The 10,516-nt window shown below is 37.2% G+C and carries 9 protein-coding genes; 3 read left to right on the forward strand and 6 right to left on the reverse strand.

The window, feature by feature from the left end; genetic code table 11:
• Window positions 1–16 precede the first annotated feature (16 nt).
• The 5 genes from ACFWDE_RS24755 to pcrB form a co-directional block, all read right to left on the reverse strand.
• Entirely contained in the window at window positions 17–787 is a 771-nt protein-coding gene (locus ACFWDE_RS24755; RefSeq protein WP_377895372.1) for a TSUP family transporter, read from the reverse strand.
• 94 nt (window positions 788–881) lie between these two features.
• Entirely contained in the window at window positions 882–2,078 is a 1,197-nt protein-coding gene (locus tag ACFWDE_RS24760; RefSeq protein WP_377895374.1) for a CamS family sex pheromone protein, read from the reverse strand.
• 16 nt (window positions 2,079–2,094) lie between these two features.
• Entirely contained in the window at window positions 2,095–4,104 is a 2,010-nt protein-coding gene (ligA, locus tag ACFWDE_RS24765; protein WP_377895376.1) for an NAD-dependent DNA ligase LigA, read from the reverse strand.
• Window positions 4,105–4,119: 15 nt separating this feature from the next.
• Window positions 4,120–6,351, reverse strand: a complete 2,232-nt coding sequence (gene pcrA, locus ACFWDE_RS24770; protein WP_377895378.1) for a DNA helicase PcrA — start codon at window positions 6,349–6,351, stop codon at window positions 4,120–4,122.
• A gap of 12 nt (window positions 6,352–6,363) precedes the next feature.
• Window positions 6,364–7,053 carry a heptaprenylglyceryl phosphate synthase gene (pcrB, locus tag ACFWDE_RS24775; protein ID WP_002151476.1) on the reverse strand — a complete coding sequence of 230 codons (690 nt, stop codon included), beginning with the start codon at window positions 7,051–7,053 and terminating at the stop codon, window positions 6,364–6,366.
• A gap of 442 nt (window positions 7,054–7,495) precedes the next feature.
• On the opposite strand from pcrB, the gene ACFWDE_RS24780 reads away from it, so the two are divergent.
• The 3 genes from ACFWDE_RS24780 to ACFWDE_RS24790 all read left to right on the forward strand — a co-directional run bounded on the left by ACFWDE_RS24780 (window position 7,496) and on the right by ACFWDE_RS24790 (window position 9,117).
• A complete protein-coding gene (locus ACFWDE_RS24780; protein ID WP_002159494.1) occupies window positions 7,496–7,873 on the forward strand; it encodes a YgaP family membrane protein in 378 nt (125 codons plus the stop codon).
• A gap of 218 nt (window positions 7,874–8,091) precedes the next feature.
• The gene (locus ACFWDE_RS24785; RefSeq protein ID WP_002063557.1) at window positions 8,092–8,937 is read left to right on the forward strand and encodes an SPFH domain-containing protein; all 846 of its coding nucleotides are present in this window, start codon (window positions 8,092–8,094) and stop codon (window positions 8,935–8,937) included.
• 15 nt (window positions 8,938–8,952) lie between these two features.
• Entirely contained in the window at window positions 8,953–9,117 is a 165-nt protein-coding gene (locus tag ACFWDE_RS24790; RefSeq protein ID WP_001085171.1) for a type II toxin-antitoxin system antitoxin, read from the forward strand.
• Between the two features lie 36 nt (window positions 9,118–9,153).
• Here ACFWDE_RS24790 and purD read toward each other — a convergent pair whose 3' ends face one another.
• Window positions 9,154–10,425, reverse strand: a complete 1,272-nt coding sequence (gene purD, locus ACFWDE_RS24795; RefSeq protein ID WP_377895383.1) for a phosphoribosylamine--glycine ligase — start codon at window positions 10,423–10,425, stop codon at window positions 9,154–9,156.
• Window positions 10,426–10,516: the final 91 nt, after the last annotated feature.

The raw sequence follows: 10,516 nt of genomic DNA on the forward strand, positions 1-10,516 counted from the left end.
ATACATACGTATGAATCTAAAAAATATGAGTATATTCCAAAACATTTTTCCCGATTAATAAAATAGTAACTAACAAAAATAAAGTCCTTACATATCCAACACCTTTTTGAACCGCAAACTTCGATCCGAAATACGCACCTAAAATCATTGATAATCCCATAATTATACCGTATTCAAAATGAATCACATCTAAAAATAAAAAAGTAATTAAAGATACGATATTACTAACGAAGTTCAAAAGTTTTCCAGATGCTGCCGCTTGAATAAAATCCAAACCAATTAATAAAAATGCAAAAATTAAAAAGGATCCTGTCCCTGGTCCAAAAAATCCATCATAAAACCCTATCATTAAAATAACAAAGAAAAACATTAATGTTTTCCCTTTTGTCATCTTTTTATAGGTAGATGCACTTCCCCAATCTTTTTTCGCAATAATATAAATAGCAATAAAAACCAACATTACGAGCACTAATGGACGCAAAATATCAGGTGGAATAAACTTTACTACTAAAGCGCCTGCGACTGCTCCAATAATAGTTAACGGGATTAACTTTCCTACAATCCGAAAATCCACCTTGCCTGATCGAATAAAATAAATTGTACTCGTAAGCGTCCCCATCGTTGCAGCTAATTTATTCGTTGCGATTGCCGAAGCTGGTGATAAACCAACAAACATAAGTGCAGGAAGCGAAATTAACCCTCCCCCTCCAACAACCGAATCAATGAAAGCCGCTAAAAACCCGAATGCAATTAATAAAATAATGACTTGAAAGCTTAGTTCTTCCATGACTTTGCCCCTTACCCCTTTATTTGTAACATTTAAAATTATAACAAAATTTTTCAAGAAAAAAAGCTGTTCCTTTACGGAACAGCTCTCATCTTTAATCTAAAACTTTCACAAACGGTTCATCTTGCTTCGCTTCACGTATAATAATTGCTTCTGGACGTTCTACAGATTTAATTGTTACTTGTACTTTCATATAATTCGGGAAGTATTCCATAACAAGTCCAGCTACATATTGTGTAAAACCAATTACTTCAGCTTTCCCATTGAATTGGACAGGAATATCGAGCTTCATTTCTTTTAATTCATCATCTCTATACATTCCAGTACCGATAACAGCTGTATAATCACCTTGGAAATACTCACTTAACTTCGCTTTAAAGTTTGACACCCTTGCAAGGTCTTCACGTTTATTATCCGCTTTTGCTTGTTCAGACGGGAACAAATAATATTTCTCATTGATTGCTTTCCAATCCTCAACCGTTTCACTACCTTTTTCTACCTTAGCATAAGAAACAAAATTCCCTGGCACAAGTGAAGACTTTGGACCTTGACGATAAATTGCAAATGTTATCGGAATATTTTTTGTGTTAGCGTTTTTTTGATGCATGACTTTCAAGATTTCTTGTGCCATTCTTTTCCCTTCAGCTAACATTTTTTCATCTGGGATTGCAGCTTCACGTGGATACCCATGCTCTTCCTCATAATATTGAATAGAATTCATCGCTAATCCAATTACAATGCCGTCAGGTTCAACATCGTTCCCACCTTTTTGTACGTAGTAATCATGCTCTAAAATATTTGAGATATACATTGGATTTTTTTTATTTTTCACTTCTAGTGACTCCGAACCTTCACTTAAGGCTGGATTCAGTCCGATATTCGGAAATTTAACTGCATCTTTTTTCAACTTATCCTCTAGCTCTTTTTGTTCAGCATCTGTACGCTTCCTTTTTACAAGCATTTGTATATTTTGAGCATCTAGAACCTTTCCGCCTTTAAAGAAATAATCTTTCGTACTAAATGATTCTTTGGCAATGCGCATTAGTCCTGTTTCAAATTCATCTATATCAAGGCGACTATTTAAACCTTGTACAACTAAACCACGTGCCTTACCTGGATCAAATGGAACCGTTGTCTTATAATATTCATCCGAAATGGAGTATTTCGGGATAACTGCTTGTTCTTTCGCTTTCCCCGATTTCTCAACTGCTTTTTCATCTTTATTGGAACCCATACTACACCCACTTACAAGTAGGCTAAGACTTAATACCGCTAACGCTATTTTTTTCATTGTAAGTTTGCACCTCTTACTTATTCAGCTCTTGTAAGAACCTCTCTTCATTCCAAACTTCAACATTGTGCTTCTCTGCTTGCGCTAATTTCGAACCAGCAGCTTCACCAGCAACAACTAAATCCGTACTTTTACTAACACTTCCTGTTACTTTTCCACCTAATGCCTCAATCTTCTTCTTTGCTTCACTGCGTCCCATAACTTCTAATTTCCCTGTTAAGACGACAGTTTTTCCTGCAAAGTACGATTCAACATTTTGTAGATCAGCAACTTTTATACCTTTGTATGCCATGTTCACGCCATACTCTTTAAATTGTTGTAATAGCTCTAATACGTCTTCATTATCGAAATACGTTACAACGGATTGAGCCATTTTTTCACCAATCTCGTTAATTGTTTTTAGTTCTTCTTCCGTTGCTTTCACAAGCTCATCCATCGTTTCGAAATGCTCAGCAAATGTACGTGCGGCTTTCACACCGACGTGGCGAATACCAAGACCGAATAATAATCGCTCTAATGAGTTTTCCTTAGAGTTCTCAATTGCTTGTACTAGATTTGTTGCTGATTTTTCACCGAAACGTTCTAGTTGTAATAATTGCTCTTTCGTCAATGAATATAAATCAGCAAACGTACGAATATAATCCGCATCAAAGAGTTGTGTAATTACACGTTCTCCAAGTCCATCAATATTCATTGCATTTCTTGAAACGAAATGGATTAATCCTTCACGAATTTGAGCTGGACAAGTCGGATTTATACATCGAAGTGCTACTTCTTCTTCTAAACGAACAAGTTCACTCTCACATGCTGGACAATGCGTTGGCATATGATATTCTTCTTCCTCACCAGTACGCTTATCAAAAATAACGTTCACAACTTCAGGAATGATATCTCCAGCCTTTTTCACAACAACGTAGTCACCAATTCGAATATCCTTTTCACGAATTAAATCTTCGTTATGTAAAGAAGCACGACGAACGATAGTACCAGCCACTCTAACTGGCTCGAGCTCCGCAGTTGGTGTTACAACCCCTGTGCGGCCGACACTTAATTCAATCCCTGTTAATCTCGTCACAACTTCTTCAGCTGGGAATTTATAAGCTATTGCCCATCTTGGACTCTTTGCTGTAGTTCCTAAGCTTTCTTGAATAGCAACATCGTCTACTTTTATAACGATTCCATCAATCTCATAATCAAGATGCGGACGTTTTTCTTGCCACTCTGCTACATACGCTATTACATCTTCAATTGTTTCACATGTACGACGATTTGGATTCGTCTTAAATCCAAGCTCACCTAAGAAATCCAGCGATTCACTGTGGGATGGAATTGTTTTTTCTTCTACATTAGCAAGACCATACACAAACATAGATAAGTTACGCTTCGCTGCAATTTTCGGATCAAGTTGGCGTATCGATCCTGCTGCCGCATTACGTGGATTCGCAAATACATCTTCACCATTTTGCTCTTTTTCCTCATTTAATTTAACGAATGAACGCTTCGGCATATAAGCCTCGCCTCGCGCTTCTAACGTTACTTCTTCATTTAATCGAAGTGGAATTGCTTTAATCGTTTTCAAGTTTTGGGTAATATCTTCACCCGTTACACCATCACCACGTGTTGCACCTTGAATAAAGCGCCCTTTTTCATAATGAAGTGAAACAGCAAGTCCGTCAATTTTTAATTCGCATATATATCTTACATTCGTATCATCAATTCCTTGACGTACTCTTCGGTCAAAATCACGCAAATCTCCTTCATTAAATGCGTTACCTAAACTTAACATCGGTGATTTATGCGTTACCTTTTCAAATATATCAAGTACAGCTCCCCCAACTCGAATAGAGGGGGAGTCTTCCGTTACAAATTCAGGGTTCTCTGCTTCTAATTTCATAAGCTCCTGCATATCACGGTCATATTCCGCATCAGAAACAGAAGGATTGTCTAATACGTGATATTGATAGTTAAATGTATTTAACAAATCACGCAGTTCTTCTATACGTTTTTTTGTTATCTCTTTTGACATATCCTCAGTCCTTTCCTATTGTTTCGTCACAGGTGCAAATTTTGCTAATAAACGTTTAACACCAATTGGGCTTGGGAACGCAATATCTAACTCTTTTGCATCACCTTCACCCTTTACACTTACAACTGTACCGACTCCCCACTTCTGGTGAGAAGCTTTATCGCCTACTGCCCAGCCAATTTGCTCGCCACCTGTTGTCTTAACAGCCGGACGCACGAAAGCTGAACGAGAACGTGTTGTAGTTGCGCTTGTCGTTCTTCCTTTTGTACCAAACGAAGTTTCACGCTTCGGTGCTGTTTCATTTAATGATTCCACCAATTCTGCCGGAATTTCTGTAATAAATCGAGATGCTGCATTCATACTTGTTCTACCAAATAAAGTACGCATTTGCGCATTGGATAAGTATAACTCTTCTTCTGCACGAGTAATACCTACATAAGCAAGACGACGCTCTTCTTGCATTTCATCCTCTTCCATAAGAGAACGAGTATGCGGGAATATCCCTTCCTCTAAACCAACAATAAAGACAACTGGGAACTCTAACCCTTTTGCTGAGTGCATCGTCATTAAAATAACTTCTTCACCAGCAGTTGGATCTTCATCTACACGATCAATATCCGCAACAAGAGCTAAGTCCGTTAAGAATGCAACAAGGCTCTTATCTTCACTTTGAGATTCGAATGTTTGCGTAACAGATAAAAACTCGTCTAAGTTTTCTAAACGACCTTCTGCTTCTAAAGAACGCTCATTTTTCAACATATCGCGATAGCCTGTTTTTTCAATAACTTCTTCTACTAATTCCGTAACAGATAAATACTCTTGCATATTTACCCAGTTGTGTAATAAACCTGCGAATTCTTTTACTGCCTTTGTAATTTTTGCACTTACTCCAACATGCTCAATCTCATCTAATACAGCAGTTAATGAAATTCCATTTTGTACACCGTAATTAATAATTTTATCAATAGAAGTCGCACCAACCCCGCGCTTTGGCATGTTAATAATACGCGCGAAACTAATCTCATCATCTGGATTCCCAATTAAACGTAAGTACGCCAAAATGTCTTTAATCTCTTTACGGTCGTAGAACTTAGTACCGCCCACAATTTTGTAAGGGATATTAGATTTCAGGAAAATCTCCTCGATCATACGAGACTGGGCATTTGTACGATATAACACTGCAAAATCAGTATATTTTCGGTTCCCCATTTGAATATCATCACGAATTTTTTTCGCAACAAAATACGCTTCGTCCTTTTCGGTTGCAGCACGATAATACGAGATTTTGCTCCCAATTTGATTGTCTGTCCATAATTTCTTCGGTTTACGGTTTGAATTTTTTTCAATTACAGCATTAGCTGCATTTAAAATATTTTGTGATGAACGATAGTTTTGTTCTAACAGAATAACTTGCGCATTTTCATAGTCTTTTTCGAATGACAAAATGTTAGAAATGTCAGCCCCGCGCCAGCGGTAAATAGACTGATCCGAATCACCAACAACACAAAGGTTTTTAAAACGTGATGCCAAATGTTTAACAAGAAGGTACTGGGCTTTGTTCGTATCTTGATACTCATCAACGTGAATATATTGGAACTTACGCTGATAGAACTCTAGCACTTCTGGAACACGTTCAAATAGCTGAATCGTCGTCATAATTAAATCATCAAAGTCTAATGAGTTATTTTTCAGAAGGCGTTTTTGATATTCTGTATATACATCGCTCGTTAATTTTTCATATGGATCAGCGGTTGTAATTTTTTTTGCATATTTATCTGCAGATAACAGTTCATTTTTCGCATTACTAATACCCGCTAAAATAGAGCGTGGTTCAAACTTCTTCGGGTCAATATTGCGCTCCTTCATAATTTTCTTTACTACAGTTAACTGATCACCTGCATCTAAAATCGTAAAGTTACGATTAATCCCAATGCGGTCAATATCACGTCGTAAAATACGTACACACATAGAGTGGAACGTAGAAATCCAAATATCTTCTGCTTCTGGTCCAACAAGTTTATCAATACGCTCACGCATTTCACGAGCAGCTTTATTTGTAAAGGTAATTGCTAGTACATTCCATGGCGCCACACCTTTTTCACCAAGTAAATACGCAATACGGTGTGTTAACACACGTGTTTTCCCACTACCTGCGCCTGCCATTAATAGAAGTGCTCCATTTGTTGTTTGTACTGCTTTTTGTTGCTGCGGATTTAAACCATTTAATAACCTATCTGTCGTACTCATATGCGCCTGCACCTACTCTCCTTTTACTGCTTTAACTGTTTTTAACGCCAATTTTATATCATCATAAATAACATTTCCAACAACTACTGTATCAGCATACTGTGCCATTTCTTTCGCTTGTTCTGCATTAGAAATACCACCGCCATAATATAGCTTAGCTTGCTTCAATTCTGCTTTTACATTTTTAACAAGTTCAATATCTCCATACGTCCCGCTATATTCTAAATAGAATATCGGTAAATGTAATAGCTTGTCTGCTAAACGTGCATATGCAATAACATCATCTTCTGTTAAATCACATTTTGCATCTGTAAGCTGGGCTACTTTCGCTTCTGGATTTAAAACACAATACCCTTCCATGAAAATTTCGTCCCAGTCCATAATATCCCCAAATTCTTTCAATGCCTCATGATGAACACCTGTTACCCATTCTACTTTTCGGCTATTTAAAACACTTGGGATGTAATAAAAATCAAATCCCGGTGTAATTGCTTCCAAATCAGAAACCTCTAACACACAAGGAACTGCATATCTACGAATGCTAACTAGCATGTGTAATACGTTATCAATTGTAACTCCATCACTTCCGCCTACAATAACAGCATCCGTTCCAGATTCACAAATCATTTCTAAATGTTCGTCACTTAACTCCTTATTTGGATCAAGCTTAAATACATGTTTCCATTTGGAAATATCGTACATGAAAACACCCTTTCTTTTCTCTAGTTATATCTATATTTCTGTTCAAAATAACAGTTAATTTTTATCAGGAGTTTTTAAATTCCTTGCTATATCTTTACCAGACTTTTTGAACTTCCTTACTATATTTGTTCAAAAAGGAGGATATAGAGAGCCGAGCAGGTCGAGGCGCATTCGCCTGGAGGAACGGAATGTAGTTTTCCCTACATGAGTACCGGACTGGCCGTATGCAACGATGAAATGCGACAGCTATCTTTACCGGACTTTTTGAACTTCCTTTTACGCATTCTTTCATTATAACAAAAAAAGCTTCCTACACACACGCCCAATCCAACATCTTTTTCAACGTCAAATGTTGGATTACATATCAAAAAGCTTATACGGAATACTAACAAATGAAATAGTATTTCTATTTCGAAGTTCATCAAAAAGGAGTGTTTTTCTAATGAAGCAAAACATCGGCACAATTAGTGCTCTAATTCGAATTACACTCGGACTCATCCTCTTCGGTTGTAGTACAGCTAAACTCGTACGTAAACCTTGGTGCACTTGGTCTAAAGTTTTGCTATGGATTGGTGCCATGAAAATTGCGGAGGGAATCGTTCGTTTCTGCCCTATTGTTGAAGCCTGTAAGTTTGGAAAATATATGAATATGAGCGCATTTAAAATGCCTAGCATGAACTTTACTGAAAAAGGCCATAATAAAGAGGAAGTTAAGCAAGCTTCCAGTCATGACAAACCAAAGTCAAATGGAAGTTATGACACTTCTGACAAAGAGATTGAGTCAGCGATTGAAGAATTAATCCTGGCAAAACCGCTTTGAATCATTTGTCACGATGCAAGATGCTCTCAAAGAGACTTAGCTGCTGCAGTGGGCGGTTAAGTCTTCTTTATTTTACCACAAACAGAACGTACATTCTTTTTTTACCCTTAAAACGTACATAAAAGATATCAAACAATAAAATTCAGAAAATTAGGTTTAACCCCCTTGCATGTAATGATATAAAAGTGATATCATTTTTATATCAAGGAGGCGATCATATGAAAGAAAAACAAGTATTTTATGTCAATGGATTTCTCGGCGTTATTGGAATTTTAGTTTTAGCCGCTATCGGTGTATTTTGCCTGGTACAAGAAATGTTTGTAATAGCTATTTTAGCTCTCATATTAGCATCTGTTTTAGCTACAGGTATCGGTATCGTTCAACCTAATCAAGCGAAAGTTATTACGTTCTTCGGTAGTTATTTAGGAACAATTCGTCAAAATGGTTTATTTTTAACAATTCCATTCGCGTTTCGTCAAACTGTATCTTTACGTGTTGAAAACTTTAACAGTAAGAAATTAAAAGTAAACGATGTTGAGGGCAATCCAATTGAAATTGCAGCCGTTATCGTATATAAAGTTGTTGATTCCGCAAAAGCAATGTTTGGTGTTGAGCATTACGATCGATTCGTAGAAATTCAAAGTGAAACAGCAATTCGCCACGTTGCTACAAAATATCCTTATGATAATTTCCAAGATGAAACTTGCATCACGTTACGAGGAAATACTGAAGAGATCTCTGAAGAATTAAAGCGTGAGTTAGAAGCACGACTTGAAATCGCTGGCGTAGAAGTATTAGAAACTCGTTTAACACATTTAGCTTACGCAACAGAAATTGCCCATGCAATGCTCCAACGTCAACAAGCAAAAGCAGTATTAGCTGCTAGAAAAGAGATTGTTGAAGGTGCTGTGAAGATGGCGAAAGATTCAATCCATATGTTAGATGAAGAAGGCGTACTGGAACTCGATGACGAGCGTAAAGCAAATATGGTGAACAATTTATTAGTTGCCATCGTTTCAGATAAAGGTGCGCAACCAGTTATTAATACAGGAAGCCTATATTAAAGGTTGTAAATAATTATGGCTAAAAAGAAAAGCTTTCCATTACGTATTGATCCTGAATTACACGCAGTCATCGAAAAATGGGCGAATGATGAGTTTCGTAGCGTCAATGCACACATCGAGTATTTACTTCGAGAAATGGCAAAGCAAAAAGGGAAATTAAAAAAAGATAAAGATGCATAAAAATCCCACTGAGAAATCAGCGGGATTTTTTATACATTAGCTTCTCGTCATCTCATGCCCAATTGCACGATATCCTATATCACTTCGGTAAAATAAACCATCACTCTCAATTTTACCGATTTCTTTATAGACCTTATCTTTCGCTTCTTGTAAACTATTCGCCTTACAAGCAACAAATAATACACGGCCACCGTTTGCTACAAAGTCACCATGTTTCATCGCTGTACCCGCATGGAAAACAATCACATCTTGTAGTGCATCTAATCCGTTAATAATTTCACCTTTTTTATATGCTTCTGGATATCCTTTCGAAGCCAGTACGACACCAATAACTGCTTCCTTTGACCATTCTAACGTTAATTCACTTTCATCTAATACAGCGTTACATACATCAACTAAATCATTTTCTAAGCGTGGTAATACAACTTCCGTTTCAGGATCGCCAAAGCGTGCATTGAACTCAATTACCTTTGGACCATCATTCGTTAAAATAAGCCCCGCATATAAAATTCCTGTAAACGAACGATTTTCTTGGATCATCGCTTTAGCAGTTGGATGTAATACTGTTTGAATCGCTTCTTGAACCGCTAACTCCGGAATTTGTGGTACTGGGGAATATGCACCCATTCCGCCTGTATTAGGACCTTTATCGCCATCAAAAGCTCGTTTATGATCTTGAGCAATTACCATTGGATGCACAGTTGTTCCATTTACAAATGCCATTAATGAAAATTCTTGTCCATCTAAAAACTCTTCAATAACGACCTTCTTGCTTGCTGCGCCGAATTTCACATCTTGTAGCATTTCTTTCACAGCTTGCAATGCCTCTTCAAGCGTCATTGCTACGGTTACACCTTTACCAGCAGCTAACCCATCTGCCTTAATTACGATCGGTGCACCAACTTTCTGAATGTACTTTACTGCCTCTTCATAGTCTGTAAAAGTTTCATATGCCGCAGTTGGAATATCATACTTTTTCATCAATTCTTTTGTAAAAGCTTTACTACCTTCAATAACAGCAGCCGCTTTATTAGGCCCAAATACACGAAGTCCCTCTTCCTTAAAGCGATCAACGATTCCATTCATAAGTGGAATTTCTGGTCCAACGAAAGTTAAGCCTACATTGTTTTCTTTTGCAAATAAGACTAATGCATCAAAATCATTCTCATCAATATCAACTGGTGTTGCAACGTCTCGCATACCTTCATTACCTGGAGCTACATATATTTTTTCTACCTTTTCAGATTGTGCAAACTTCCAAGCTAAAGCATGCTCACGTCCACCACGGCCGATTACTAAAACATTCATATTTCATCCCCCAATAATTAAATAAGTACAAACTAGAAGCTATGCTCCTAGTTTGTTTTCATATCAATGTAAGTTTAAAAAGGAGGATCTA

The organism is Bacillus sp. NPDC060175 (assembly GCF_042728695.1).
Classification (GTDB): domain Bacteria; phylum Bacillota; class Bacilli; order Bacillales; family Bacillaceae_G; genus Bacillus_A.

Bases quoted from the DNA above. Each gene is read 5' to 3' on its own strand.
- ACFWDE_RS24755 (WP_377895372.1), bottom strand. From the start codon at position 787: ATGGAAGAACTAAGCTTTCAAGTCATTATTTTATTAATTGCATTCGGG.
- ACFWDE_RS24760 (WP_377895374.1), bottom strand. From the start codon at position 2,078: ATGAAAAAAATAGCGTTAGCGGTATTAAGTCTTAGCCTACTTGTAAGT.
- ligA (WP_377895376.1), bottom strand. From the start codon at position 4,104: ATGTCAAAAGAGATAACAAAAAAACGTATAGAAGAACTGCGTGATTTG.
- pcrA (WP_377895378.1), bottom strand. From the start codon at position 6,351: ATGAGTACGACAGATAGGTTATTAAATGGTTTAAATCCGCAGCAACAA.
- pcrB (WP_002151476.1), bottom strand. From the start codon at position 7,053: ATGTACGATATTTCCAAATGGAAACATGTATTTAAGCTTGATCCAAAT.
- ACFWDE_RS24780 (WP_002159494.1), top strand. From the start codon at position 7,496: ATGAAGCAAAACATCGGCACAATTAGTGCTCTAATTCGAATTACACTC.
- ACFWDE_RS24785 (WP_002063557.1), top strand. From the start codon at position 8,092: ATGAAAGAAAAACAAGTATTTTATGTCAATGGATTTCTCGGCGTTATT.
- ACFWDE_RS24790 (WP_001085171.1), top strand. From the start codon at position 8,953: ATGGCTAAAAAGAAAAGCTTTCCATTACGTATTGATCCTGAATTACAC.
- purD (WP_377895383.1), bottom strand. From the start codon at position 10,425: ATGAATGTTTTAGTAATCGGCCGTGGTGGACGTGAGCATGCTTTAGCT.